At 52.5% G+C, this 24,565-nt stretch carries 23 protein-coding genes and 1 pseudogene; 7 read left to right on the top strand and 17 right to left on the bottom strand.

Annotated features, from left to right (window positions below; all coding sequences use genetic code 11):
- Nucleotides 1-461: 461 nt before the first annotated feature.
- Nucleotides 462-1,970: an arylsulfatase gene (locus tag SYN7336_RS27010; RefSeq protein ID WP_017327780.1), complete on the bottom strand. Its 1,509-nt coding sequence runs from the start codon at nt 1,968-1,970 to the stop codon at nt 462-464.
- A 442-nt stretch (nt 1,971-2,412) separates the two neighbouring features.
- Complete coding sequence (locus tag SYN7336_RS33125; RefSeq protein ID WP_017327779.1) at nt 2,413-2,850, bottom strand: group II intron maturase-specific domain-containing protein; 438 nt, start codon at nt 2,848-2,850, stop codon at nt 2,413-2,415.
- 449 nt (nt 2,851-3,299) lie between these two features.
- Here SYN7336_RS33125 and istA point away from each other — a divergent pair, with 449 nt between their 5' ends.
- Both istA and istB read left to right on the top strand, forming a co-directional pair.
- A complete protein-coding gene (gene istA / locus SYN7336_RS20300) occupies nt 3,300-4,730 on the top strand; it encodes an IS21 family transposase (protein WP_017326740.1) in 1,431 nt (476 codons plus the stop codon).
- Nucleotides 4,727-5,515, top strand: a complete 789-nt coding sequence (gene istB / locus SYN7336_RS20295) for an IS21-like element helper ATPase IstB (RefSeq protein ID WP_017326741.1) — start codon at nt 4,727-4,729, stop codon at nt 5,513-5,515. The genes istA and istB overlap by 4 nt, the downstream gene beginning before the upstream one ends.
- Before the next feature lie 95 nt (nt 5,516-5,610).
- Here the strand turns inward: istB and SYN7336_RS20290 are convergent, their stop codons facing one another.
- Nucleotides 5,611-6,099 carry an Ig-like domain-containing protein gene (locus SYN7336_RS20290; protein WP_017327778.1) on the bottom strand — a complete coding sequence of 163 codons (489 nt, stop codon included), beginning with the start codon at nt 6,097-6,099 and terminating at the stop codon, nt 5,611-5,613.
- Between the two features lie 400 nt (nt 6,100-6,499).
- Nucleotides 6,500-6,928: a hypothetical protein gene (locus tag SYN7336_RS20285; protein WP_017327777.1), complete on the bottom strand. Its 429-nt coding sequence runs from the start codon at nt 6,926-6,928 to the stop codon at nt 6,500-6,502.
- Between the two features lie 74 nt (nt 6,929-7,002).
- Between SYN7336_RS20285 and SYN7336_RS20280 the strand changes: the two genes are divergently transcribed.
- Entirely contained in the window at nt 7,003-7,785 is a 783-nt protein-coding gene (locus tag SYN7336_RS20280; RefSeq protein WP_017324155.1) for an IS5 family transposase, read from the top strand.
- A 407-nt stretch (nt 7,786-8,192) separates the two neighbouring features.
- Here the strand turns inward: SYN7336_RS20280 and SYN7336_RS20270 are convergent, their stop codons facing one another.
- The 7 genes from SYN7336_RS20270 to SYN7336_RS20240 form a co-directional block, all read right to left on the bottom strand.
- Complete coding sequence (locus SYN7336_RS20270; RefSeq protein ID WP_026101186.1) at nt 8,193-8,651, bottom strand: type II toxin-antitoxin system VapC family toxin; 459 nt, start codon at nt 8,649-8,651, stop codon at nt 8,193-8,195.
- Entirely contained in the window at nt 8,644-8,892 is a 249-nt protein-coding gene (locus tag SYN7336_RS31585; protein ID WP_162139129.1) for a hypothetical protein, read from the bottom strand. Before SYN7336_RS31585 ends, SYN7336_RS20270 begins: the two co-directional genes overlap by 8 nt.
- An 82-nt stretch (nt 8,893-8,974) precedes the next feature.
- Nucleotides 8,975-11,089: an FAD-dependent monooxygenase gene (locus SYN7336_RS20260; protein ID WP_017327773.1), complete on the bottom strand. Its 2,115-nt coding sequence runs from the start codon at nt 11,087-11,089 to the stop codon at nt 8,975-8,977.
- Between the two features lie 147 nt (nt 11,090-11,236).
- Nucleotides 11,237-14,386 carry a translation initiation factor IF-2 gene (gene infB, locus SYN7336_RS20255; protein ID WP_017327772.1) on the bottom strand — a complete coding sequence of 1,050 codons (3,150 nt, stop codon included), beginning with the start codon at nt 14,384-14,386 and terminating at the stop codon, nt 11,237-11,239.
- Nucleotides 14,387-14,723: 337 nt separating this feature from the next.
- Nucleotides 14,724-15,002: a YlxR family protein gene (locus SYN7336_RS20250; protein WP_017327771.1), complete on the bottom strand. Its 279-nt coding sequence runs from the start codon at nt 15,000-15,002 to the stop codon at nt 14,724-14,726.
- Between the two features lie 62 nt (nt 15,003-15,064).
- Nucleotides 15,065-16,546, bottom strand: a complete 1,482-nt coding sequence (gene gatB / locus SYN7336_RS20245; protein ID WP_017327770.1) for an Asp-tRNA(Asn)/Glu-tRNA(Gln) amidotransferase subunit GatB — start codon at nt 16,544-16,546, stop codon at nt 15,065-15,067.
- A 70-nt stretch (nt 16,547-16,616) separates the two neighbouring features.
- Nucleotides 16,617-17,042, bottom strand: coding sequence for a TerB family tellurite resistance protein (locus SYN7336_RS20240; RefSeq protein WP_017327769.1), 426 nt, complete (start codon nt 17,040-17,042; stop codon nt 16,617-16,619).
- An 89-nt stretch (nt 17,043-17,131) separates the two neighbouring features.
- Between SYN7336_RS20240 and SYN7336_RS20235 the strand changes: the two genes are divergently transcribed.
- The gene (locus tag SYN7336_RS20235; RefSeq protein ID WP_017327768.1) at nt 17,132-17,890 is read left to right on the top strand and encodes a 5'-methylthioadenosine/adenosylhomocysteine nucleosidase; all 759 of its coding nucleotides are present in this window, start codon (nt 17,132-17,134) and stop codon (nt 17,888-17,890) included.
- On the opposite strand, the gene SYN7336_RS20230 is transcribed toward SYN7336_RS20235, so the two are convergent.
- The 3 genes from SYN7336_RS20230 to SYN7336_RS20220 form a co-directional block, all read right to left on the bottom strand.
- Entirely contained in the window at nt 17,887-18,087 is a 201-nt protein-coding gene (locus SYN7336_RS20230) for a hypothetical protein (protein WP_017327767.1), read from the bottom strand. The two genes, SYN7336_RS20235 and SYN7336_RS20230, sit on opposite strands and share 4 nt — an antisense overlap.
- A 198-nt stretch (nt 18,088-18,285) precedes the next feature.
- Nucleotides 18,286-18,906 carry a hypothetical protein gene (locus SYN7336_RS20225; RefSeq protein ID WP_017327766.1) on the bottom strand — a complete coding sequence of 207 codons (621 nt, stop codon included), beginning with the start codon at nt 18,904-18,906 and terminating at the stop codon, nt 18,286-18,288.
- Between the two features lie 60 nt (nt 18,907-18,966).
- Nucleotides 18,967-19,425, bottom strand: coding sequence for a CBS domain-containing protein (locus tag SYN7336_RS20220; protein ID WP_017327765.1), 459 nt, complete (start codon nt 19,423-19,425; stop codon nt 18,967-18,969).
- Nucleotides 19,426-19,702: 277 nt separating this feature from the next.
- Between SYN7336_RS20220 and SYN7336_RS27005 the strand changes: the two genes are divergently transcribed.
- Nucleotides 19,703-20,092: a hypothetical protein gene (locus SYN7336_RS27005; RefSeq protein ID WP_017327763.1), complete on the top strand. Its 390-nt coding sequence runs from the start codon at nt 19,703-19,705 to the stop codon at nt 20,090-20,092.
- Between the two features lie 1,046 nt (nt 20,093-21,138).
- On the top strand, nt 21,139-21,690 hold the full coding sequence (locus SYN7336_RS20205) for a TPM domain-containing protein (protein WP_162139128.1): 552 nt from the start codon (nt 21,139-21,141) through the stop codon (nt 21,688-21,690).
- Nucleotides 21,691-21,974: 284 nt separating this feature from the next.
- Here SYN7336_RS20205 and SYN7336_RS28330 read toward each other — a convergent pair whose 3' ends face one another.
- Nucleotides 21,975-22,277 (bottom strand): ISL3 family transposase, encoded by a 303-nt coding sequence (locus tag SYN7336_RS28330; protein ID WP_017327761.1) that lies wholly within the window; start codon nt 22,275-22,277, stop codon nt 21,975-21,977.
- Nucleotides 22,278-22,904: 627 nt separating this feature from the next.
- On the opposite strand from SYN7336_RS28330, the pseudogene SYN7336_RS29265 reads away from it, so the two are divergent.
- Nucleotides 22,905-23,114, top strand: a pseudogene (locus SYN7336_RS29265) (transposase); the annotation flags it as partial.
- Between the two features lie 209 nt (nt 23,115-23,323).
- Here the strand turns inward: SYN7336_RS29265 and SYN7336_RS29260 are convergent.
- On the bottom strand, nt 23,324-23,662 hold the full coding sequence (locus SYN7336_RS29260; protein ID WP_071590827.1) for a type II toxin-antitoxin system PemK/MazF family toxin: 339 nt from the start codon (nt 23,660-23,662) through the stop codon (nt 23,324-23,326).
- On the bottom strand, nt 23,662-23,898 hold the full coding sequence (locus tag SYN7336_RS20185; protein WP_017327758.1) for a hypothetical protein: 237 nt from the start codon (nt 23,896-23,898) through the stop codon (nt 23,662-23,664). The genes SYN7336_RS29260 and SYN7336_RS20185 overlap by 1 nt, the downstream gene beginning before the upstream one ends.
- Nucleotides 23,899-24,565: the final 667 nt, after the last annotated feature.

The raw sequence follows: 24,565 nt of genomic DNA, 5'->3' as shown, positions 1-24,565 counted from the left end.
GTAAATTCTAGCAGAACCATATGGAAATGTAACGAAACAAGCTGACTGATTTCACTCATTGATTGATGACACTTCGCCATCAACGGTTCACTCACGTTAACCCGGCTAAATTTCCCCTTACTCGCTCTCGACCTAGGCTGAAAAGTTAAAGACTTTCTTGGTCTACTCTCTATTAGATTCATTACTTACTGCCAATGTGAACGGAGTCAAAGACTCTTTTATGTGAGGACAGTGGGACAGATTCCGTTGGGAGATATTTCTTCATTCAACTGGTGAGATTTTATTTCCTCCTTCACTCAAATTTTTCAGTGCACTACTAAATAAACTCAAGCAGCGCTGATCGCTGCTTACCATATACGGCAGATTCCTTCTCTCATCCCTAAAATCAGACCTGAATCCTTACCTCAAGGTTTTGGGATCCACTTAAAATTTACATTACCAGAGCAAGTATAAGAACATATTTAATCTCTCAGATTAGCGATAAGCCTGAAGGCAAAGGAGAAGCTTATCCCCAAGAAAATTCCGATAGAAATTCCCAGCACAAGGAGCTTCTTCCAAGACAACCACCTTACTTTCTCAGTCCATAAGAATGGATTTCCCCAACTAGGCCATGTATTTAATCGCTGTAGTTTCGTTGGGTTAATGACTTTTGGAGCCATAAAGCCATTTGGAATTCCCCAAGTGCTTGGAATCTTAGAGAGCGGTACTAGAATAGAAGGAGCAATATCTTGACGATGACTTGCTAAGTGATCGCGCATTAGTTGAGCGAGTTCGACTTCTGAATCGATCAAATTGTTAACTTCTCCAGGATCTATTACCAAATTGTAGAGCTCCTCCGTTTCAAACCAAGAATTTTTTGGATGCCAAATATATTTATACGGCGGACGAATTAAAGCCGAGGCCTCTTCCCTCGAGTCGATTTGAACAATCATCTCATCTCTATCAAAGACTGCTTCATTTGTTATCGATGACAGAATAGACTGCCCATCAAACTCCATTAATTTGAAGTCACCTGAATCTACGCCGGCAGCCTCCAGAAAAGTTGGAAATAGATCAACAACGGAATAGAAGTGACTGTCTATCTCATTTGAAAAAGTCTTATTTGGAAATCTAAAAAGTGTAGGAACTCTAACTCCACCGTCATAAACTGACCCTTTATCATTATTTAATGGCCGGTTGTCTCCTGCAGCACCCCTGTTGTACCCACCGCCATTATCACTCGTGAATACTACAAGGGTGTTGTCCCAAACAGTACTTTTTTTGAGAGCAGATACGATAGTGCCCACGCCCTCATCAAGAGACTGTACCATTGCTCCATAGGTTCTACGATTAACATTCGAAATGCTTCTGTAGTTTTCAATATATCCTTCTTTTGCTTGCAGCGGGGTATGAGGAGCGTTGAATGAAACATACAGAAAAAGAGGGGTCTTATTGTAGTCGTGAGTCTCAATCAAACTACTAGCTTCAGCCGCCAATAAATCAGTTGAGTAACCCTCTTCTTCTATAGGAGTTCTATTCCTATGCCAGTCTAAACTGCCACCCTTTGGATTAGTATGGCTAAAGTAATCTAAATCACTGCAGTAATTCCCGTAGTGATAATCGAATCCACGGCTTGTGGGCAAAAATGCTTCATTCCAGTGGCCAAGGTGCCACTTGCCCACAATTGCCGTTCTATATCCATATTCTTTAAGGACTTCAGCAATAGTGGGGCGATCAATAGGGAGTCCAACTCTATCCCAGGGTTGAATGACATTGCTTGACATGCCATAGCGAAATGGATGAACACCTGTCATCAAGGCTGCCCGATAAGGAGTGCAGGAATTTTTAGCGTAAAATCTATCTAATTGAACAGATGTTCCGGCTAGGTGATCGATGTTTGGAGTTTGAATCTCAGATCCGTGGTAGCCAACGTCGTTCCAACCGAGATCGTCAGCAACTATGATAACGATATTGGGGCGATCTCGATCCATTACTGATGCAGAAATTATATTGGAAGAGGAATGTGATGTAAGGAAGATCGAGCATCCAATAATCCCAAAAAGTAAAGCTATGCCAGAACCTGCCTGGAAAATTCTGACTCTGCACCGTGAGAAAGAGCCTTTCAAATAACACGCGCTTATCAATGCTTTTATATATTTTTGCAAAATGTGCATAAGCCCTTAGATAATTCAGATTTAGTCCATATTCATCAGGGTCGGCTAGCGCAAAAATATTTTCTGATACTTAGCTGAAACCCATACGCAAAAGGAGATTCAGGTATTGGGCTTCAATTGGAACTCCACGAATCCTCCGATATCTATACCTTGAAATCTAATCCAAAATCCAATCAATATCTACAGTTAAAGTCCTCTAGATTGCTCCTCCTAGCACTCCGTCTGCCCTAGAATCCATCTGTCCGCTTCTAACTCTTTCTCACTTACCTAAATGATCGGGTAGGAGGGAGAGTCGCCCCTCCCGTCCTCCCACACCACCGTGCGTACGGTTCCGTACACGGCGGTTCAAGTAGATCACTGCCAACCGCGAATCAACTCGGCGACACTGAGAAGTCCCCATACTGAGAAGTCCCCATTGAGCTAATAACCGATTGGTGATAGCCGCGTGCATATGAGAGGCCCCCGCATTCCACCAGGCCGCGCGGCCTGTGGCAGTTGCCTTACGCGCACGCTCTGTTTTAACCCCCAGTGCAATCAGCTTTCGGCAGCGGGTTTTCGGGGTACGCCATTGCTCCCATAAGATCTTACGAAGCCGACGGCGCAGCCATTGATCCAACTGCTCGAACACGAGTTTGACTGTGGCTAGCCGAAAGTAGCCAGCCCATCCCCAGATAAACTGATTGACCTGCTCGATCACCTTCCTCTAGTCACTTCCCGGTTGGCTTTCGCCTTCCGGTTGACAGCGCCAGGGCAAGGCGCTGCGCGCCATGCCCTGGCGCACGTCGGGTAGCGGAGCCATATTGCTACGGCTCCGCCCCCTCAGAACTGGGTACGACCGCATTCCTATCTGTCCAAGGCCGCCACCTCAGCCATAGACCTAGCCATGTATTCATTCAAAGATGCTCCTTTACTGCTTGTTGAGGATCTTTAACACCGTAAATTTTACATGGTATCTCACCTCAAAAGTGTGTATACCGTAATGATACTGATACGTATATCATAATATTGTGAATTCTGGAAACTATGGCCGGAAAAATTCCGGAAATTATGGCCGGTCGAATGAGCTGTAGTGGAGCGAGCTAATTCCAAAATGGAAAAAAGCTCAACCCAAGACAGGGCAAGATGTTCACCCGACTGGAGCGATACATGGCACAAAAACTCAGACAAACGGGGGCGACTCAGAAAGCGACCCGTGACTTGACCGGAATCAGCGAGCGAACGATTCGCCGCATCGAGCAAGAACCAGCCGTCAGCGATACTGAGGAGAAGAATTTCCGGAAATCGAGAAAGGTGGGCCGTCCCAGCCGAATGGAGCCTTACGAAAACTTGATTAGAGAGTGGTTGAAGGAACCCAGATACCCCGAAGACGGCCCTCTCAAGAGCATTGAAGTGTACACCCGCTTGAAGGCCAAAGGCTACAGCGGCGGCAAAAGCGCCGTGTACGATGCGGTACGGCGTCTGCGCCCCAGTGAGCCACCCACCCCCATCGTGCGATTCGAAGGACTGCCGGGAGAGTTTTCTCAACACGACTTCGGACAGCGTCGAGTCACCTTTGAGGATGGCAGCCGCCATGTCATCCGATTTTTTGCCTCTCGCCTGAAATACTCTCGCACCATTGACGTGCAACTGGCGGACAACGAGCAGCAGGAAACGGTGGTGCGCTGCTTGCTGGGAGCCTTCGAGCGCTTTGGTGGCGTGCCGCTCAAGTGCGTGTTTGACAACCTCAGTGCCGCCGTCAATGGCCGCATCAAACAAGCGGAGGGGGAGGTGGAAGTCATCTGGACACAACGGTTTAGCCAGTTGGTGATGGACTGTGGGTTTATCCCGGTGGCCTGCTGGCCCTATCGCCCGCAACAGAAAGGCTCGGTGGAAAATCTGGTGGGCTTCGTCAAAGGCAATTTCTTCTGCGGACGAAAGTTGCGTGACTGGGCGGATGTAGCCGAGCAACTGAGTGGCTGGCTGGACTATGTCAACCACGAGCGGGTCTGCGATGCCACCCAAGAGATTCCCGCCCAGCGCTTGCTAAGAGAGTCTCTGAGGCCCTGTGCCCACAAGGCTGAAACCTATGCCTTTAAAGTCACGGCAGTGGTGCGACCAACGGCTCGGGTCCATTACCGGGGCTTGGAGTACTCCGTGCCTGCACAAGCGATCGGGCAATCAGTCACCCTGCATCTGCAGCAGCAGAGGGTGCAGGTGTACTTGGGCGAGCGCTTACTGGCGACTCATCCTCGCTTTCCGGAAAATGGTCGCTCCAGCGTTCTGGGGGAGCATGCCGAGCAACTGTTTGGCTTTCGACGGGGGAAGCCTTACGCGCAGCGACAGCTATTGCTGGATTTGGACCCCTTGGTGGAGCCCTATCTCACGGAGCTAGTCCACCGACGACCCAACGCTTGGGAAGCTGATATCGACAAAATCTACCAACTCTACCGTCAACTGGGTCAGGCGGAACTGTTGGCAGCGATCGCCTTGGCCAGCGAGGAGCGCTGCTTCGGTAGCGAGTACCTCGTCGAGATCGCTCAGACTGCCGCTCCAGCAGACCTGCTGCCCATCGCTCAAGCCTCTGGGGGGACAAAATGACTGACGCTACCACTACATTGCCGCTGTTGCTCAAACGCTTGAAGCTCACCCGCCTCGAACGGCTGTTGCCCGAGCTGGTGCCGTTGGCCGAGCAAGAGGGATGGTCTTATCCCACTTTCTTAGAGCGCTTGCTCTCCGAGGAGGTGGCTCAGCGCAGCGAAGCCCGCATTGCTCAGCAGGTGGCGCGGGCTAAGTTCCCCTTCCAGGCCACGATTGAGACGTTTGACTTCACGTTCCGCAGCGAGCTCAAACGTCAAATGCTCGGGCGCTTTCTGGGGCCCGAGTTAGTCAGCGACAACCGCAGCCTCATCTTGGAGGGGCCTCCCGGCACTGGAAAGACACATCTGTGTATTTCGATGGCCTATAAAGCGAGCCAGAACGGCTTTGTGGCTCGCTTTACCACGGCAGCCGCTCTGATTAACGAGCTGCGCATTGCCAGCGACCTCAACGAGACTCTTAAAAGCTACGTCAACCCTCATGTGCTCGTGATTGATGAGATGGGCTATCTCGGCTATGGGCCAGGGGCGGCCGATATTCTCTTCCAGGTAGTGGATCGGCGCTACCACAAGGGAAAGCCGATTCTGTTTACCACCAACAAGCCTCTACGTCAGTGGGGGCGGGTCTTGCACGACCCCGAGTTGGCTCGGGCCATCATCGATCGCACCCTGCATCAGGGGGAGTACATCAAGTTGTCCGGCTCCTCTTATCGCTTGCGCGGTCGCAAGCTCGATCTCGACCAGACTGCTCACCCTGAGCCGACCCAGACGACTCAGTCGTTGGCTTGAGGGGGAGGTGTAATGCTTGACTTTTGCAAGGAGGTTAGACGATGTTAAAAAGCGGCCATAATTTCCGGAATTTTTCCGGCCATAGTTTCCGGAATTCACAACCCCTCCAGGCGCAGTTGTTCCCCCGTCACCGGATCGGCTTCAGTGCTGGCCACCGTGCCAGAAAAGTGGGTAGTCGTCACCGGGTCGGCCACCACATCGAGCGTCACTTGCTGACGAACCTCAGCGCCGCCATCGGTGGCCACCAACGTGAAGCTGTAACTGCCAATCTCATCCAGTTGAGGCCGGAACACCAGACGGCCATTGCCCTCCAACGTGCCCGCAGGCAGAGGACCATCCGCCTGAATTCGGAAGGTGACCGTATCCCCATCCGCATCCGTTGCCGTCAGCGGCAGCGATAGCGTGTCCCCCGGCATCACCTCCAGAGGCGGTAGGGGTTCGAAGACCGGCGTTCGGTTAGCTCCCCCCGACAGCACGGTGGCATTGAGGTCGAACTGCAGCAGGTCGGGATTGCTGAAGGTCAGCGTCACCACATCGGAGAACTGGCCGATATCTAAACCGCCCGAGAAGATGGCATTGCCCAAAAGGACAAGATCGCCCTAGAGTTTATCCATATTCCGTCCTACTCTCCTGAGTTCAATTTAGCCGAATATCTCATTCATCAATTAAGACTGAAACTCCTTCACCATTTACCCTTAGAGCGTGTTTGAGAAGTCTACCGTCCTACGAAGGAATAGGGGTTCCAGACATCAACTCCGAACGCGAGAATCAGGGTTTCAGGCTTCTTAGCTACCTTTTCAAACGCCCTCTAAGGAACAACGATGGCTAGCATAGAGACAGAGATTGATGCTTATTTGCAGAATCATCAGCTTCAAACACCACAGCAGATTCAAAATACTACCGCTCATATCTACAACCTGGCTACTCAATCATAGAGCGGAAAGAGAGTAACACTAATTAATCGAGATGCCTATTGGTGAAGACTTAAAGAATAATAATTGGCGGGACAAGTATAATATCTTCTAACCGAGACCCATGACTTACAAGATTGCTAATTGCATGATACTCACAACTTCTTTTTGCGACTCCTATAAAGTAATTAAAACCTAGATCCAATCTAGACTCTGCGATCAAAAAGGCTTCACAAAAAGTTGATATATCAGTAAAAAGGTGCTCCTGTTCACTTCCAGTGACAACCTCCTTAAAGACAAAAGAATGAGGAAATGAAACCCTTGAATTCATTAGCATTATCCGACAAAATGCCATTGGGACAAATACAACAATCTCATTAGCAAGATCTTTAGAGATTCCTCTGGAGAGAAAAACCTCAATAAGCTCTTTATCATCTAAGTCCTGTAGTTCTTGAAAAATATCTAGAGCAAGTTTAATAGACTGTTTTAAGCTAATATGCATTCTTGTAAGCCTAAGAGCGTGTCTGAAAAGGTCAGCAGATAAAGTTGAGAGGCTGAGTTAGAGCCTCCCAACCAATGACACGCCAATCCTACGACACCGATCTAACCCCTGCCCAGTGCGAGCTTCTAGCTCCGCTATTACCGCCAGCTAAGCCAGGCGGTCGTCCCCGCAGCGTCAACGTTTTCGAAGTGGTCAATGCCATCTTCTATCTGTTGAGAGCCGGATGTGCCTGGCGTCTGCTGCCCCACGACTTCCCCGCTTGGCAAACGGTCTACCATTACTTCCGTCAGTGGGAAGCCGATGGCACCTGGGAAGCTCTCAACCATGCTCTGCGCCAGCAACTGAGAGAAACGGTGGGGCGCAATCCTTCTCCCTCGGCAGCCTGCCTGGATTCCCAATCGGTCAAAACAGCTGGTGCCGCTCAAGAAACAGGCTTTGATGGAGGCAAAAAAGTTAAAGGTCGCAAGCGCACTATCCTGGTTGATACGATGGGTCTACTGCTGGGTGCCAAGGTCCACAGTGCCCGACGCTCCGACCATGACGGCCTCACCTTGCTGGGGATTTGGTTTGCCAGTATGTGGAGTTGCTTGCAATTGATTTGGACCGATAAAACCTTTGGTGGCAAATCTTTTGTGGCTTGGGTTGAGCAAGCGTTTGGCTGGACTATTGAAGTCGTACAACGGCCTGCTGAGCAAAAAGGGTTCCAGCTTTTACCTCGGCGATGGGTGGTTGAGCGCACCTTTGCCTGGTTTGGTCGATACCGTCGCTTGAGCAAGGACTACGAATATTTGCCCACTACGAGTGAGACGATGCTTTACGCTGCTATGGTCAATCTCATGCTTCGTAGGCTGGCTTGAGACTTTTCAGACACGTTCTTACAAATTGACGAAAATGCCGAGCTGCTCTCGACGTCAGTGGAAGGAGATACTTTTATTTACGATATGCGGTTCTCGAACATCAATGCCCAGGAGACTAGCCCAGAGTTGGTGGCTACCGTGCTTGACTCCATCTTCACTTCTTTTGCTTGTGAAGATGCCTCGATAAAATCCCTACTCAATCAGGGCATCTCCCTGCGTTTTAACGTAAAAGATATCAACTACACTCCGCTAACCGATTTAAACTTGCATCCTAGCGATTGCAGTACCTAACCCAGCGATCGAGCTGGCGAGCTCAACTGACGGTAGCCCCTTCAGAGTCAGCTCTGGCCGATTGCAACCTATTTCAGAAGGCAAGCAACATTTGATGGGACGAGGACGGTCTCGAGCTACTTGTTTCGATCCGGCAACAAAAACGTTGCCAGAGAATGAATTTGGTAGGCTGTGCCCTGCAGCGATCGGATGAGTTTGCGATCGGCTGTCACTAAAGGAAGGCGCAAACGCTCGGAGAGTTCAACGTAGCAGGCATCGTAGGCTGAGATATTTTGAGCAATGGCAATGTCTAGCGCTTCATTCACAAGCTCTGGAATTGCAACTGTTTGGAGCGCCAGTGCCGCAAGCCTGAGTGAGCTGGCCTTTGCCTCAGCCGCAGGGTAATTGGCCCGTCGCACATACTGCCAAAGCACATTAGCGCATTCGGCATAAAACAGCTCTGGCACATACAAAGCGGTGTCTGGTTCATTACCGAGTTGGGCAAATAGAACTTCTGCTCTATCGGACCCCTCCCGATCGATGAAGAGTTTGATGGCAATGCTGGCATCGACCACACATCGAACAGGTCTACTCATCGTATCCTCGGATTTCTCGCAGGATCGAAACGCTATCCGGCACGGTTGGCGGAGGGGTCCATCGAGCTCGATGAATTTCCTGGAGTAACCTAGATTGAGTCTGTTGCTGCATCTCAACATCTAAGACTTGTTGCAGTAAGGACACAATTTGCTCGTTAATAGAGCGGGATTGAGAAAACGCCATCCCTTGAATTTGGCTGTACAGCTCATCTGGTATCTCTAGCGTTTTGATTTGAGTCACTTCGCTCACCTTCTTTACTATGGGCAAAGTCCGCTCGATGCATCTTCCGCTTGACATCAACCAAGCAGTCGATCTGACGAGTTCAACTGACGGTAGCCCCTTCAGAGTCAGCTCCAACGGAGCTAGGGGCTTCGGCCTCGCGCTCTGCTTCCACCAGCTCCGCCAGCGGAGGCAATTGAAACCGCATGGCTGGATTGCCCACACCGTAAGTGAGTAGATAGCTCCAAGCCTGCAGGCGGTGCCAGAGGCGGGGATAGCGGGGCAGCAGGATCGCCTCGAGGCGAGGGGCGATCGCCGGAACCCAGCCAAACAAAAATGACTGCAGCGCGCCGAGGGTGAAAGCTAGATAGGAGGGCAGCCAGCGCAGCATTCCTTCCCAGCCCACCATCTCCCAAATCCAGACCAGCAGTGCCGGATTGCGTCGAGCGGCGCGGAGGGCCATGCGGGTAAACGGAATCCAACCCGCTCGGTCTTTGACAAAAGCGTCTGCCACTGCAGGACTCTCCTCCCCCAAAATGCCGAAGAAGGTGGAGAGCATGGCATTCACTCGCTCGGGGGAGAGCGACTCGCCCGTGGGAACCATCATGCCCCGCGAGAATAACCAGGTGACGGCAATATTGCTCTGGTAAGTGCTAATGCGGCTGAGATCTTCCCCCGAGAGCAGATCGTATTGGAGGGCTGTGTGGAGCAGGTCGGTGACGCGGGGCAGATTGCGCACCAGGGAGCCAAAGCCGGTGAAGATCAGGGGGGATTGTAAAGAGGCGGCGTCGCCGATCGCCAAAACGCGATCGTAACCGGTACGGCGATCGCTAGCATTGCTCGTAAAACGTCCGGGGATATAGCCAAACGTCGCCTTACCCCATTGCAGTTTCTCCACATCGCAGCGGCGATATTCCGGCAGGATTTGGAAAAAGTCTTCGTACATTTCCAACAGCGAGCCGGGGTTTTCGGGGTGAATTTGGTGGTAGTGGAAGAGGTAAAAGGTCAGATCGTCCCCTTTGCCGGGAAATAGCTCCCAAATCAGTTGGCGACCGCGACTGATATCGCCGTGGCTGAATAAGACGTCGCCGTAGTCGCTATCCCACACCCCCGGCTCGAAGCCACCCTCAATCACGGCGCCGACTGTCGGGCAAACGCTGTCAAAAGCTCGACCCGCATTGATTTGCTGCGCGACAGGGGAAGCCGTTCCCATCGCATCCAGCATGAGGCGAGCCCGCAGGTGTTGCACCTCATCCGTCTCTAGATTGCGCAGCTTGAGGGTAATGCTCTTTTGGCCCACATACCCCCGCTCGAATTCGGTGCGCTCGAAGATTTGGCCTCCCGCTGCCACAAGCTTTTCACCACACAATTGCAAGAGGCGATCGCTGTCGAGGGCAATGTTGAGCACCGTCGGCGTGTGGAGTACCGGCGACTTGGCCCGCTCGGGCACATTCCCCTGAAAGAATAGATTGAACCCATCCCGATACTCCCTCAGAATCAGGCTTTCCACCTCTGCAGCCGAGAGCAACCCCACATCCACCAGTGCCTGCAATTCGCTGCGAGAAATATTCCACTCCCGGTTCATACGACCGAACTTCAGCCGCTCCACCAGTGCGACTTTATAGCCCAAGCGGGCCAGCATGGCAGCACTCAGAGCCCCCAGTGCCCCCCCGACCACCACCACATCCCAACTGGAGTCGGCTTGTTTGACTTTCGGAGCACTGCGAACAATGGGCTGCGTTTTGACATCGACTCGGGCCGCGAATCCAGAGGCAACGCTCTCCCGCCAGCGTTTTTCCCACCAATACACCCGCTGCAAATCGAATTCGCCATTGGGAATTTTGCGGAAGTATTTGGCGGTGAGGGGATAGTGGGGTTCTAGGGCGGTGAAGATGTCGGTTTGGGATAGATCGAGGTCGGGCAGTTGAGGGGGCCGATAGGGAAAAGCTTGGCGAAGGGCGGTAGAGAATTGCTCGATCCATCGATCTTGCTGGGGAAACAGGCGCTCGGACCACTGGAAGAGTTTGAGGTAGGTGGTGTTTTGGACCGTCCAGGTGAAGCAGGCTAGGGTCGCGCTTCTCGCAGTGAGGCGGATACCGTCAGGGGTAGGCTCAACTGTCGCGCTTGCCGGGGCGAGCGCGGTTGGGAGTTGCTGCAGCCAAGTACAAACGGCGGCGGTATCGGGAGTGGGGAGTTCGAGGTAGAGCAGTTGTTTCATGGCAGCAGCGATCGCCCTGTAGGGGGGCAAAACGAAGGGTGGAACTGATGTGTATTGTAGGCGAGGGGCGATCGAGATCGATACGTCAACGAGATCGCCAATCCCCTGAGTATTGGGGGATTGGCGAAAAGGTAGAGGCAAGCAGTCTTACTTGGCAGCAGCTAGCGTGCGGCGTTTGGCAACTAACTGGTAGACCTCCATCACATCGCCCTCCTTCCAGTCGTTAAACTTATCGATCGCAATGCCGCATTCGAAGCCAGAGGCCACCTCGCGCACATCTTCCTTAAATCGCTTGAGGGAATCGATGCGGCCTTCGTACACCTGTTCGCCCCCCCGCATCACCCGCACAAAAGAGTTGCGGACGACCTTGCCGCTCTGGACGTAGCTTCCGGCCACTACTCCCTTGCCAATCTGAATCAACATGCGCACTTCCACTCGACCGAGCCACTCTTCCACCTCTTCGGGCTCTAACAGACCTTCCATGGCAGCCGTGATTTCTTCGAGCAGGTTGTAGATGATGTCGTACTCGCGAATATCGACGCCATAGCGATCGGCGGCAGCCCGCGAGCCAGGAGCCAAGGTGGTGTTGAAGCCCACAATAATGGCACTACTGGCAGCGGCCAAGTCAATATCGGTCTCGGTAATCTCTCCAGGAGCCGCCATCAACACGCGAATCTGCACTTCTTCCTGCGAGAGCTGCTCCAACGAGCCGAGAATCGCCTCGACAGATCCCTGTACGTCCGCTTTGAGAATGAGGTTGAGTTCCTTCAGCTCGCCCTCTTGAGCTTGGGCGGACAGGCTGCCCAAGCTGACGCGGCGGGAGGCCATTGCTTGCTGCAGGCGCGATTGCCGCCGCTCGGCAGCGCGGGTCTCGGCCACCTGACGGGCCTGCTTATCTTCGGCAAAGACATCGAACTCGTCACCCGCCGCCGGCACATCATTCATGCCCAGCACCTCGACAGCGGAAGAGGGACCGGCTTCCTGCACGCGATCGCCGCGATCGTCCACCATTGCCTTGACCCGACCCATGACAGAGCCCGCCACCAGAGTATCGCCCACCCGTAACGTACCGTTTTGCACCAAGAGGGTGGCTACAGGACCGCGCGCTTTATCCAAATTGGCTTCAATCACGGTACCTTTAGCCGGACGATCGGGGTTGGCTTGCAATTCGCCCACTTCCGCCACCAGCAAGAGCATCTCTAGCAATTCGTCTAGATTCTGCTTGGCTAGCGCACTCACCCCCACCATGGGGATATCTCCCCCCCATTCTTCGGGGACGAGGCCGCGTTCGGCCAACTCTTGCTTGACGCGATCGGGGTTGGCCCCTTCTTTGTCAATCTTGTTAATCGCCACCACAATGGGCACTTCTGCCGCTTTTGCATGACTGATGGCCTCTAAGGTTTGGGGCTGGACGCCATCATCAGCAGCCACCACCAAAATGGCAATGTCCGTGACTTTAGTACCGCGTGCCCGCATTGCGGTAAACGCTTCGTGACCGGGGGTATCCAAGAAGACAACCCGCTTTTCCTCTCCTTCCACCGTTAAATCGACGTGGTAGGCACCGATGTGCTGGGTAATCCCTCCCGCTTCGCCCGCTGCTACCTTGGTTTCGCGAATGGAGTCGAGCAGAGTCGTTTTACCGTGGTCGACGTGGCCCATGATGGTGACCACCGGAGGTCGCAGCAGCAAATGCTCGATATCTTCGACATCCAACATCTCGGTCTTGGTAGCAGCAGCTTGAATTTCTTTGTGCTCGACTTCGTAGCCGAGCTCGACCGCTACCATTTCAGCGGTTGGCACATCGAGGGTCTGGTTAATATTGGCCATCACCCCTTTCAAGAACAGCACCTTAATAATCTCGGTTTCGGGCAGCTTCATCCGTGCGGCCAATTCCTGCACCGTCAAACTCCCCTCCAGTTCCAAAATAGTGGGAACTTCCTCGACTACAGCAGGCTCGACAGGCTTACTGGCTTTAGCATCCCTGCGCCCTCGTCCCGGCCTAGCAGTTTTCTGTCTGGCAGTGCGGGTGGGACGCGGACCGCTGGAGGGAGGTTTAGCTCCCGGCCTGGGTAAGGGTTTGAGTGCAGCTAGCTCCGCCTGCTTGGCGGGAGACAGCAGTTCGGTGTCGACCTCCAGTCCCTCGTCCTCGCTGGCTAAACCGCCGCCGCGACGGCGCTTGCGCTTGGTGGTGTTGCGAGAGGCGGGCTGCTTGAGTGCTGCCATCTCGTCATCTTCACTGCCAGCACCCGGCTTGCGTTTGGTCAGGCGGCTGGGGGGACGCTTGGGGGCGGCGACCAGTTCCGGCACGGGAGCCGCGATATCTTCAGTGTCTTGCTGTTCTCCCGCTGCTTTAGCAGCAGCGGCGGCGGCCACCGCTTTAGCTCGAATGGGCGGTCCCACCAGCTCTGGTAGCTGTTTTTTGGGGGCAGCGGGGGCCGATGTCTGGCGATCGCGAGCCGGTTGGACAATCTTCGCCTTGACTCCAGGACGGGTGGGGGCTCCTACCAATTGAGGTTTTTTGGGGGCGGCGGGCTTGGCTTTGGCAGCAACTTTTGAACTGCGATCGCCATCGCGAGATTGGCGCGCGGCATCGTCACGACTGGGCTTGACCGAGCGTTCTGTCTGGGCGAGGGGTTTAGCTACTTGACGGCGGGGTGGCGTGGGAGGGGCCGCAGGCGTAGGAGGCTTGACCTCGGGAGCCTTGGCTACAGGAGGAGGCGTTGGCTTAGCTGCAGGCGTTGGCGCTGGGGCTTGAGGGGGTTGAGCTTCTGGCTTGGGCGCAGCAGGTTTTGCCGCCAGGGGTTTGGCGGCTCGTTTAGCCTCTTGAGGTTTGGGTGGCGGCCCTGCGAGGGTGGGAGATTTCGGAGTAGCCGCCTTGGGGGGTGCTGTTTTCGCACTAGGGGCTGCAGGGGCGATCGGACTGGGGTGCTCTGGGCTGGCCGGTCGCTCGGGGGGCGAAACTGTTCCGCTTGGGGAGGTAGCCTTGCGCACTTCAACAATTTGCAAGCCAGATGGGGCTCGCTCTGGCTGGCGCGGGGGCTTAGTTTGGGGAGTAGTGGCTTTACGAGGTTTGTTGGGCCGAGGGGAGGGGGCAATCGCCCCCCCAAGACGCTCGCGAATGCGGACAGCATCGTCGGCACTAATAGTGCTGCTGTGACTCTTGTAGACAATCCCTAACTCATCGCACGCATCTAGAATATCTTTGTTGTCTCGACCGAGTTCTCGCGACAGGTCGTAGATACGAACCTTAGCACTGTGGCGAGAAGTGGGGTCTGCGTGGGACGAGGATTGGGTCATATGTTGTGGAGTTGGGGACTGTGCAGTGAGGGGGTGGAAGTTAAGTGCGAGCAAAAAGAGCCTGCTCTAAGGTAGTAGCATTTTAGGCTAACGAATGGGGAAGTGGCAAAGTCTCCCGAAGCCAATGCCAGCGTATCGGCTATGCTAGCTTAGCTCGCAATGGCTGCTCGGCCAAAAAAATTCCGTCGGAATAAACAGTCGAGAATTGGCAAGGCTGAGATCGAGATGTGTTGCCAGAGACTGTCTCCTCTTGGGAATTGGAGAGCTTGTCTTGGGAATTGGAGAGCTTGGGAATTGAGAGCTTGAGAATTGGAGGGCTTGAGAATTGGAAAAGAGGCTAGCGATCGCCGATCTGTGAATCCAACACGAATAGCATCTGTAATTCATTGTAGATCTCTGGCGGCACTGGAGTGCGCAATGCTTTACCGAGGCGGTTCTTTTTTTGGCTGCGTCGCAAACAATCGAGCTCGCGGCAGATATAGGCCGAACGACCCATGCCCCGATTGAGTTGCACTTGTCCGGTCTCGAACTGCCGCACTACGCGGAAAAACTCGTGGCGGGGGGCGAGTTTGCCACAAGCAATGCAGCGGCGAACAGGCTCTTGACTGGCAGGCACGATCGCTCCTAAGCGTAACTCGAAAATTTGAACAACTCGGTATCCAGTTGCCTAGCTTCGGGCTATCCGTCCGATTGAGCTTTCAACTTCTCGGCAATCAGTTGATTGGCCAACTGAGGATCGGCTCGACCTTGGGTTTGCTTCATCAATTGGCCGACAAAGAAGCCCAACAGTTTGGTTTTGCCCGCTCGGTATTGCTCCACCTGCTTGGGATTGGCCGCCACGATCTCGTCAATTTGACTCTCTAGCGCCCCCACATCCGAAATTTGCGTCAGCCCCTTGGCGGCCACGAGCCCCTTGGCCGTCCCCCCCCGTTCGAGCAGCTCGGGCAAGATTTCTTTGGCAATTTTGCTGCTGATGGTGCCAGTATCGATCAGGCCAATCAATTCCGCTAGCGTTTCGGGTTTGAGAGCAATATCGGGATATCCCAGCTTGCGATCGTTTAGATATTTAGCGATATCGCTCATGATCCAGTTGGCCGCAGCCTTCGGATCGGCTCCGACTGCTACTGTGGCCTCGAAGTAGGCTGCTGTGTCTCTGTCGTCCGAGAGATAGCGCGCGTCATAGACCGAGAGACCGTACTCGTTGATGTAGCGATTGCGCTTTGCCTGGGGCAATTCGGGCAATTGCCCCCATTCTTGCAACTGAGCCTCGGAGATGCGAATGGGCAGCAAGTCGGGCTCGGGGAAGTAGCGATAGTCGCTAGATCCCTCTTTGGTGCGCATGCTAGTCGTGCGTTGGGTATTTTCGTCCCACAGGCGAGTTTCTTGCACGATCGGCTCGCCCGCTTCCACCATTTTGACCTGACGCTTAAACTCGTACTCGATCGCCTTTTGGATGGCGCTAAACGAGTTCATATTCTTAATTTCGACTTTGATGCCAAATGCCTCTGTGCCTTTGGGACGGACGGAGATATTGACATCGCAGCGCAGCGAGCCTTCTTGCATATTGCCGTCCCCTACCCCGAGATAGCGGATAATGCGGCGCAATTCCTGAGCGTATTCTGCTGCTTCTAGAGCGCTGCGAATGTCCGGTTCGGAGACAATTTCCACCAAGGGAATGCCCGCCCGGTTGTAGTCCACCAGCGAATGGGTGGAGCCAGCTAAGCGATCGCTCCCGGCATGGACCAATTTGCCCGCATCTTCTTCCATATGGAGGCGGGTGATGCCGATTCGCTTTTGGCTGCCGTCCTCTAGCTGAATGTCGAGGCAGCCGTGCTCGGCGATCGGTAGGTCGAACTGGGAAATTTGATAATTTTTGGGCAGGTCTGGATAGAAATACTGCTTGCGATCGAACTTGCTGTAGCGGGCGATGGTGCAGTTGAGGGCCAAGCCTGTCTTGACCGCATATTCCAGCACCTTTTGGTTGAGCACGGGTAAGGTTCCCGGCAAGCCCATGCAGACAGGGTCGATGTGGGTATTGGGGGGAGCCCCAAACTGGGTGGAGCTACCGGAGAAAATCTTGGTTTGGGTGGAGAGCTGGCAGTGGGTTTCTAAACCGATCACTGCTTCGTACTCAGTTTTGACGGGTGCAGCAGTTGTCATACGCCCTCTTTGCCGATGCGATAGTGGCAGCATTGCGCAATGCCTGTTTTTCAATGCTATAGCAATCCCGTCAAGCGGAAGGGTGGCCCGTCACTTTGCCGATCGCCGATTTGACAAATCGCCCGATAGATTTGACCAGCTCCGGCGCTTCAGCATGGGCGGGAATGTCGGCCATCATGGCGTGAAAGTCGTCCAAGAGCAGGTGTTCTTCCTCAGAGATATTGCGATCGGCAAACATCATGGTGCCGATCGCCCCCAACAACTGCTGTCGTTCTTCGGCGGTGGAATCGTAGAGATATTCAGTCATCCAGCGTTCGGTGAGCTGCAGGGAGACAGGCTTTGCAAGTAGGTGTTTGAGTTCGCGATCGTACTCTTCTCCATACCGTTGCAGCAAAACCGCGAGATACTCTTCTTCCTCTGGTTTGAGAACGCCATCGGCCCAAGCGGAGCCAATTAAAATTTTGAGGGTGAGATGGTGTTGAGCCGAGCTATCCATTTCGCAATCGTGGGAAGGTGTAGGCGTCCCCATTCTAGGGCTTGTGGGTGGGAGGTAGGTTCGTGCTTGCAAATGGGAGGTCAATCAGAATGGCAAAGACTGCTGCGATCGGCATTATTGGGGCGATGCCGGAAGAAATTGCCCGCTTGCGATCGCGTCTGGAACATTCTAGAGAAGTGACGATTTTACAGCGCCAATTTTACTGCGGCCAGTTGCAGGGTCAGTCGGTGGTGTTGGTGCAAAGCGGCATCGGCAAAGCGCGATCGGCGATTACGGCAACCGTGTTGGCCACCCATTTTGGAGTGCGGGGTTTGATTGTGACGGGGGTGGCGGGGGCATTGCGATCTGGTCTGAAGGCGGGGGATGTGGCGATCGCCTGCGAAGGTCGGGAACACGATTTTGGCACGGCGAAACCGGATGGATTTGAGTTGGGGCTGGCCTTTTTACCCGGCCAAGAATACCGCCCCATTGCCGCCATATCGGACTATTACGATCTCGCACTAGAGCTGGCCCGCAAGGAGACTGCCTTTGAATTGGTGGCGGGTAAGACTCAAACTCCGCAGGTGTTTGCAGGAGTGGTGGCCACTGGGGATGTGTTTGTGGCCGATCCGCAATTGCGCGATCGCATCTACCAGCTCACGCGAGCGGATGTGGTGGAGATGGAGGGCACTGCCGTATTGAGAGTGGCGCAGGCTGCCGAGATTCCGTGCGTATTGGTGCGCACGGTCAGCGATGGCGGCAGCAGCGAGGAATTCCTCGATTTTTTCGCGGCAGTTGCCAGCAACTCCGCTGCCATTACTGAAGCGATTCTGACGGCCCTGTCAGGTACTGCGAGACTCGATCGCTAACACTGGTCGGGCACGACTTTCAGACAGCTATTGCGCGCGGAATCTCGAAACGTCTGAATTCGGTCGATCGTATTGAGTTCTCCGCAACTGGGGCAGTAGAGCCGATCGCCCTCTTTCGGTTCAATGTCCGCCTGACTCCACCACGCTCGGCAGTTGTCGCAGCGAAAGTGATAGAGAAATTCGAGGGCTACCTTCATACGGTTGCGTTCCCAGCGCAATTTAGCGACTCAGATACTTGTATCTCGTTTAATCTTAGAATGCCATCAATTCTTATGGCTAATCTTAGGGGTAAATTGCGCAATTTTAGAAAATTTGTCCAAATCGGTGCAATTTCAACCTCAGACTTAACTGAAATTTCGCCTCGAGCTGCAGGAGTCCGAACGGCAACCCACAGCCTAATGGGTCAACACAATGCGATCGTCTCGAATCTCCAATCGCTTCACCCGCGCTGCAAGCTCGGGTAAATCTGTATCGGCCAAGAGATCGTCGAGAGCATTTTGCTGCTCGAAACCAGCCAAAATTGCTTCTTTTAACTCTGGCGGCAACGTATCGTCCGCCAGCTCAAAATCTTCCATCCCGAGATCTAAAACCCCATTATCGATCGCAACATCCAGTACCAATCTGCCGTTAAAATATCGATCGCCCAGCAACGGCAGTTGAAAGACTCGGACATTGCCCGATGCCACCAATAAATTGTTCTCGATCTCGAAGAAAATCTGCTCCGCCAACTCGGGAGATTGAGAGACTAGGACATTGAGATCGCGAGCTGTTAACACTAACTCAGCCGGTCGGTCTGCGGCGATCGCTTGCTGGAAAGCTTGCCAGCGTCGGTTTTGCTCGTTCACCTCTGCATCGGTCACTTCCGTTTTGGGGATGGATAGAGTCGGTCGAGCGTCTGTAAACAGCGCGATCGTTCGATACCCTACGAATGCCGTGCAGCCCCCGCCCAGTAATAGCAACACAAACAGTGACAGGCAGCCCCAAAAGCAGCAACCTTTACCTTGCTGTGATGACATCGATTGCCAGCCTCCAAGCTACACTCGTCACGGCTCGATCGCGGCGATCGGGATGTGACTTTATTCACTTGCCATCGCCCGTACCACATCGCCACGGGTGACAATGCCTAACAGGTGCCGATCGCGATCCACCACCAATAGGCTATTCACATTTTTAGCGGCTAACTGCTGGGCAGCTTCGGGCAGCGGACAATCGGGCGGGACAGATTGAGGGCGATCGCTCATCACTTCCCCCACCGTCTCGCCAAACACCTTGTGCAGCTCTTTCTCGTAATCCTTCGGGTTCTTGAGATAGATGGCCAAGTCCAAAAACATCACAAACGGACGCGGCGATACCCCCGATTCCCTTTGCATCAAATCGGATTCGGAGAGCATTCCCACTAACTGACCGTCGCGATCGCACACGGGTACGCCCCTAATTCGCTTTTCAGCTAAAATCTGAACTGCCTCTCGCAGGGGGGTTTCTGGCCTCACGCAAATGGGGTTTGCCGTCATCACATCTGCAACCGTTTGGGTCATACTGTACCTCCAGAGCTTTTACCTTCGATCTTAGGTCGCCACGCCAGTTCGCCCCCCCAGTTCGACACATACTGCAATGGATCGAAGCAAGCGTTGAGCGGCAGCACTAGCGGAACTCCTGCCCAAATTTCTCGAACCATTGTGCCGATCGCTGTCATACCCTGGAGACCCCGAGACTTTGAAAATAATGCTGAAGTTTCCTGTCTATCGTCCAACTTGCGAGAGTCTTTGCCTGTCGCCTCAGTACAAGTCCAGAGATTGTCTGGGGAGGGAGCTTTTGCAGCAAGGGGATCTGTTTGCGAGCCCTGGTGGAGAGGTGTTTTATCGAGTGGCTGGGGGGCCGGTGTGTTTACTGTACGACCGGGAGGGGTTGCCTTGGCCCTGTTGTTCGTTGGAGTGGCGGGGCAAGCAGCCGAGTTGGAGGCGAATTGGGCGACGGCTGATTCCCGATATAGGGGGGAAATACCGTCCTTGCTATGCGGTCGAGCAGGTTGGGGGCGCGGGGGGCTTACAGGTTAAGGTGTTGAGCTGGGTGGAGTTGGACCCGTTGCTGAAATGCTGGTGGTATTCGATTGAGATGAATGCATCGAACGTGCAGCATTGGCGGCGGCAGGGCGAGCCACCTCGTTTGGGAGGTGTTGGGGGAGCGAGTGGTTTGTCGGGATAGATAGAAAGGGGGTGCTCGGATAGGGTCTGCTGTGTCGTGCGGTTTTGGATGGGGCGATCGCTCTCAATGGCAAGTGAAAACGGGTTTGTCTTTGCAGCTACCCGACGGGCTCACCCCAGCTAAAACATCCCGTAAGTAGGGTGAGAAACGGACTTACCGCTTGGAGTTTCAGGTTCGCACTATATCGACGATCGTGAGTAGTTTTGTCAATCGATTGGTCAGAATCATCGAACCTTCACTGCTTTTTGCGTACTCTGGATTGCCATAAACCGGTATTTATACGTACATGAGTCCTATCCGCCTGACCTTTTCAGTAAAGATATCGGGCTCGCAGCATCTTCATGAAGGTAGCATGAAGACAGAACATTCATGAAGGCCCGATAAAGTCGGGAGTAATCTTATGACGTCAATCTCTCTCAGAAGAGCTGGGTTAACGATGATGTATTTGTGGAGGGCGAAGAAAATATTAAATTATAAATGCCAATGATGAACTGATTCACGTGCTTACTCTATCTGATTCAGCACCAACCCTTACAGTCAAGGAAAATTTATCGCAAATGGTTGAATTATTTGGCGTTCCAACAGATTTATTAGGATTGCGAACAAACTTTTCAGTGGCTGGCTCGAGTATGATTCAAATCACTTTTCTTAGCATCGCTAGCACAAACAATAAAGGCGAGCAAATGCTCTCAAGCCCGATACATGATTTTTAAAGAATTTAATGATATATAGAGATTCTTTATCGATCTGCCTGCAAATATCTCAAACATATCAATATTCGAATATTTATATGTTCATCCTAAGTGAGATTGAAGAGTAAAGCTAGCTATAGCAAGGGCTTTACTTCGCCTCAATTTTCATAATCAACTGCGATTGATATCGCAGCCATACATAGAATTAGAGAAGCGATCCAGACAGAATAGAAGGTTCATCCCGTGTCGCTCGCCAGAGTGAGTCGGGGCGATCCTACAACCGTCGCGGCTGCATTTACTTTCTCAATTTTCTGTGTAATGCCATGCAAATTCTACTCAGTCGTGAGGAATATTATGACTTTCATTGAACTTGCACGCGAAAAATGGATGCACGATCGCGCCTCGCTTATTCCAGCCGAATTTTCGGAGCTGGCACCAATCATTACGGAGATCGAAGCAAATTATGGGGTTCGGATTTATTGCATCACTGTGCCAAACTTCGACGGTGTGAGCTATCGAGATTATATAGCAGGAGTTGCGAATACCCTGTTTGGGGAACTCGATGAAGGAGAGATTGTTTTGGTGATGTCTGCGAACGGCAGATGGTCAGTATTAGTAGGCGAGAACTCTCCCCTGACCCAATATGAAGTCCATCAAGTCATTCAAGCAGAGGCTGCGGCCTTTTTCCAGAAGGGATACCACTACCAAGGAATGCAAGAAGCATTTCCGGCTCTAGAACAGAAGCTAGCCGGGTCGTGGGAGCCGCCGGGTACGGTTCAGCCAACTGCTCTGACACTCATCACCTGGGGTCTGCTTCTAGCAGCTATCTTCCTCGGGCTGGGGGTCTGCGTCAATCAATGGTTCAAAGGTAGTCATCCACACTCCCTCCCTCAAAAGAGTCATTAACCAGCCTGCGATCGAGAAGTTACCCTTCCCTCTGCAGTCGGGGAAGGGATTAGAAGATTGGGGACAGTTCTCGATCGCGTTCGCGTTCGGATAGGGTTTCTATGTAGTGCAATTTTGGATGGGCGATCGCATTGGGGTCTTGTCCGCTTTTGGTGATGTAAAAAATATCCCTAAAAGAAGCGCTACACGAGTAATAAATCAGCTTGTCAAAATGAGGCATTTGGCCAAAAGGTCTAGCCCTGCCCGCCCAAACATCTGTCGCTTCAGCATTTTGAGTCGGTTGTTTAGCCCCTCAACGGTCCATTGCTGACATCGAGAGTCAGACCCGCTTTAACCGCATCGTAGTCATCCTTCAGACCCTTAGCAAAACTCTGAAATACCTTAATCGAGCTGGTCCGAGCTCGTTCGGGCCAATCGTCGAGATTGTCAGGCAGCCGTTTGCGCACCAGTTCAATGAACCCTTGCGCGAGGGCGATCGCATCCGCTAGCTCAGGCTGTTGGCATAGTTTCTCCAGAAGTGTTTCCTCCTCAGTATCGAAGTTTTCCGAGCGCTTCAAAATAAGCCAAGCCGCTCGCCGAGCACTCAAGGGCTGTTAAGCGGAAGCGTCGTTCGCTGGGGCTGGCCCCGACCGGGTAAGTCATTCAGGGACTCCCGGCTGGGTTTGCTCTACAGTTCTTTGCTCTGTTGGCTTCCCTGCTTCCATGGGTCTCGCAAATAAGGTTTGTATGGATCCAAGCAACTGCTGCCCTTCGCCGTATCGTGGGTTGCCGTTCTGGAAAAGTGGGAGCGGCAAGGTAGGTGTAGGCAGGACGCCTATGCTGGGGGGCTACCGTTGGCGTAATGCTCCTCTGTTCGGTGTGAAGCTGCGCCTTCTCAACCCGTGTAAGGGTTTGAGTTTGCCCTTTGAAGACTTTCTCTAACACCTCTTCAAGATTCTGCAGAAGATGGAAGCGATCGGCAACTTGGATGGTGTCAGGGGCTCCTGCGCTCATTCCTCGCTTATAGGTTTTGGATTCGACGCGTCGTCTGCCGCTCTGGGCACGACCCAGAACCGGCGATGGCTTCCCGCAAGCAACATCGCAAACGGAAATATCGCTTGGAGTTCCAGATTCTCCGCCCCGATTGCATCCCTTGCTCGGCGTCAGGGTAGCCCTGCGGGGCGAGCGAGCTGCTTTTTGTATCACAGCGATGATTCTTTTGTCAGTCAATCAGCATCTACACCACCAATGCCATCGAGTCCCTCAACCGCTTTCTGCGCAAGGTGATTAAGACCAAGGCTGTGTTTCCCAATGAGGAATCTGTGTTGAAGTTGATGTATTTGGCGATGAACAATATTGCCAAGCGATGGACTCGCCCCATCAAAGATTGGAAGGCAGCTCTGTCGCATTTTGCTACTCTGCTTCCAGAGCGCTGCACTTTTTGAACAACTCTCTGCTTACACAAAATTCCGATCGCTCTCATTTTGATGAGTAAGGTCAGCCTCTCAACTCATGGCTTTTCAATTTCATGGGCAAGTGTTGTCATAACCGGAATACAAAGGAGCCTAACGGCCAAGCTCACCGGAAGCAGATAACCTTGAAAACCCAACCGACAGATTAGAACATTCCGGTGCAGCGATTTGTTAGCTTGTAGCTAGAGATACAAAACCACTCGTAAACCCTCATCTACCTCCTCTTGCGAATAGTTTGGTAGTGAACCGATACGTTCAGTTAAAAACGTTTTATCAACCGTAAAAATCTGAGATACATTAGCGACAGAATCTCTAGATAAACCTGATACTTCACCAGGCAATAACACATTTCCTGGTGCTCCTGCTAGCTGAGTATTCGAGGTGATGATTACGACGATAACTGTATTGATACGGCTTTGAGTAAAAACATCATCTTGAATCACCAAGACAGGACGACGGTATCCAGGTTCTGAACCTACTGGGTTGGGTAAGTTCGCCCACCAAATTTCTCCCCGATACATTACCAGTCCTCATGAGGCAGAGACATAAACTGCATCTTTGCCATCACTGCATCTAGCTCAGAAGGCTCTTTAGAGTAAATTTGGTTCAGCTTATGCAAAATTTGATTGCGGTTGTACTTTTTTAGATAAGTTTTTAACGCTTTCGTATAAAGCTCACTACGTGACAGCCCTAGCTGCTGAGCCATGGCTTCTGCCTCTTCAAACACTGAGTCTGGAAGCGAAATTGCAGTTTTCATAGCGATCTTAGCTGCAAACCCTACGCTTTAAGTTATACCCCAGTTATACCAATATTACAAGAGCGACTACACTCAGGCAACAGTAAGTGACCTTTCTGCATGTCTCAAGCCAGAAATGGAGCTAGCTAACGGCCTTGAGCCTGGCGGTGCTAGATCAACTCTCAACGAAGAAAGAAAGTTTAGCCAAGCATCCGCTGCGGTGAAGGGTTAGGTTTGATGGCCCATTTGCAATAGCCAAGCCAATTAGGGCGATCGCAGGCTAGCACCTCCCAATTTTAACCACAACTTAAGGACAGCAGAAATCTAACGGAGTTGCTCAGGGGCGCGAAAGTAGCCTAAAATTCAAACAGGTAAAGTGTGGACTGAGCGTCCCTTGCAGAAAGTTTTTAGGAAGTAGCTCACACACCTTAGAGGATAAGCGATCGCCATCTCAAAAACTCTATTATGGAAAAATTCGATATATCTCTCGACGATGTGCTACTTTTTGGCAAATAATTCGCTTGCCTGCTGAATCAACACTGATGCCAATTCTATAGTCGCTAATAAGGATCTTATACTTATTGGTGTACCCTTTCATCTTCTCAATATATCCAAGGCCAAATGGGTTCTCTGATTTGAGTTCTTGAAACACAATAGACTCCGCTCTAGCTTGAACATTATCTGGCAA

The sequence above is a fragment of the Synechococcus sp. PCC 7336 genome, from assembly GCF_000332275.1.
In the GTDB taxonomy this organism is placed as follows: Bacteria; Cyanobacteriota; Cyanobacteriia; order Thermostichales; family PCC-7336; genus PCC-7336.
Note: the sequence above shows the minus strand (reverse complement) of the source record. Positions and strands in the feature narration are given on the sequence as shown.

Excerpts from the sequence above, each read along its gene's own strand:
- SYN7336_RS20285 (WP_017327777.1), bottom strand. The coding sequence starts at position 6,928 with ATGCATATTAGCTTAAAACAGTCTATTAAACTTGCTCTAGATATTTTT.
- SYN7336_RS20240 (WP_017327769.1), bottom strand. The coding sequence starts at position 17,042 with ATGGATAGCTCGGCTCAACACCATCTCACCCTCAAAATTTTAATTGGC.
- SYN7336_RS20280 (WP_017324155.1), top strand. The coding sequence starts at position 7,003 with ATGACACGCCAATCCTACGACACCGATCTAACCCCTGCCCAGTGCGAG.
- SYN7336_RS27010 (WP_017327780.1), bottom strand. The coding sequence starts at position 1,970 with ATGGATCGAGATCGCCCCAATATCGTTATCATAGTTGCTGACGATCTC.
- SYN7336_RS20205 (WP_162139128.1), top strand. The coding sequence starts at position 21,139 with ATGACTTTCATTGAACTTGCACGCGAAAAATGGATGCACGATCGCGCC.
- infB (WP_017327772.1), bottom strand. The coding sequence starts at position 14,386 with ATGACCCAATCCTCGTCCCACGCAGACCCCACTTCTCGCCACAGTGCT.
- SYN7336_RS29260 (WP_071590827.1), bottom strand. The coding sequence starts at position 23,662 with ATGTATCGGGGAGAAATTTGGTGGGCGAACTTACCCAACCCAGTAGGT.
- SYN7336_RS20185 (WP_017327758.1), bottom strand. The coding sequence starts at position 23,898 with ATGAAAACTGCAATTTCGCTTCCAGACTCAGTGTTTGAAGAGGCAGAA.
- SYN7336_RS20225 (WP_017327766.1), bottom strand. The coding sequence starts at position 18,906 with ATGTCATCACAGCAAGGTAAAGGTTGCTGCTTTTGGGGCTGCCTGTCA.
- SYN7336_RS20235 (WP_017327768.1), top strand. The coding sequence starts at position 17,132 with ATGGCAAAGACTGCTGCGATCGGCATTATTGGGGCGATGCCGGAAGAA.
- istA (WP_017326740.1), top strand. The coding sequence starts at position 3,300 with ATGGCACAAAAACTCAGACAAACGGGGGCGACTCAGAAAGCGACCCGT.
- SYN7336_RS20230 (WP_017327767.1), bottom strand. The coding sequence starts at position 18,087 with ATGAAGGTAGCCCTCGAATTTCTCTATCACTTTCGCTGCGACAACTGC.
- SYN7336_RS20220 (WP_017327765.1), bottom strand. The coding sequence starts at position 19,425 with ATGACCCAAACGGTTGCAGATGTGATGACGGCAAACCCCATTTGCGTG.
- SYN7336_RS20260 (WP_017327773.1), bottom strand. The coding sequence starts at position 11,089 with ATGAAACAACTGCTCTACCTCGAACTCCCCACTCCCGATACCGCCGCC.
- gatB (WP_017327770.1), bottom strand. The coding sequence starts at position 16,546 with ATGACAACTGCTGCACCCGTCAAAACTGAGTACGAAGCAGTGATCGGT.
- istB (WP_017326741.1), top strand. The coding sequence starts at position 4,727 with ATGACTGACGCTACCACTACATTGCCGCTGTTGCTCAAACGCTTGAAG.
- SYN7336_RS20270 (WP_026101186.1), bottom strand. The coding sequence starts at position 8,651 with ATGAGTAGACCTGTTCGATGTGTGGTCGATGCCAGCATTGCCATCAAA.